Origin of the sequence: Xanthomonas sp. MUS 060 (genome assembly GCF_000963215.1) — a bacterium.
Taxonomy (GTDB): Bacteria; Pseudomonadota; Gammaproteobacteria; order Xanthomonadales; family Xanthomonadaceae; genus Xanthomonas_A.
In genome coordinates this window covers 1-878 of sequence record NZ_JZIM01000104.1, presented here as the reverse complement: position 1 = coordinate 878, position 878 = coordinate 1, and the positions used below count along the sequence as shown (strand labels likewise).

1 protein-coding gene is annotated in these 878 nt (G+C 50.7%); it reads right to left on the bottom strand.

The window, feature by feature from the left end:
* The coding region (locus XANALMUS060_RS19380; protein ID WP_045739492.1) for an MASE1 domain-containing protein at window positions 1-827 on the bottom strand (827 nt) is incomplete at its 3' end.
* Window positions 828-878: the final 51 nt, after the last annotated feature.

Genomic DNA, 878 nt, shown 5'->3' with positions numbered 1-878 from the left:
CGGGAGCCGAATACGAACATCCCTGTGGCGGTAGACGCAAGCGCTAGCTGTACAGAAAATACTTCGGCATTGTATGCAAAAAGCTTTTTTGTGTCGGGTAACATGATGCCGATGGCTACGTTGGCCAGTGTGATGCCGATTGCCGCTCCACGCCAGCCATGTAGTAGCGTCATTGTGATTAAAGGAATAAGCATCATCGACATCAACAGTTGATGCAGGAAACTGTCTTGGATCATGACTGCGCTCATGAAAAGTGCCAGCACAGTTCCCGCGCATAAGATTCCATTCTTCAACAAGCGGGGGTTAGCTGCTTCATTCTCATTACGCCGTAACCACAGCAGTCCCGGCATGATGAACATCAACATGCCGAGGTAGTCGCCTAACCAGAAGCGTATCAGTGTCTGTGTGGGTGTAAGGGTAGTGTCGCCCTCGAACACTGCATTCATTGCTATGTTGCACAAGGTGCTCCAAAGCGCCAAGGCCAATGCTAGAGGTAGAAGTAGGCACTCTTGGTGTAGCAGTCGCTTCATGTGGCGTCTAGCTGCATGAACTGCTAGTGCCACACATGGCAGCATCAGGAAGGAAACAGCATATGTTCCAAATAGGCTAGTGCTGGGCGCTTGCACTATGAGTAAGCTGATCACCAGCAGTGCTGATGCATCGCCGAGCAGCAGATAAGGCCATAGTCGGTAGGGCAGGAAGAGTAGGGACGCTGCGCGCAGTCCTGCAGGTAAATACCATTGATCGACTGAGAGCTGCCAAGCTATCAGAAAGGAAGTGCAGTAAGACGCACTTAGCAAGAATCCCCGAGCGATGTCTTTTTTCATTTCCCCGCCTTCCTGTCCATGGCCTTAGTGGCTGTAATGTATTATAAATGC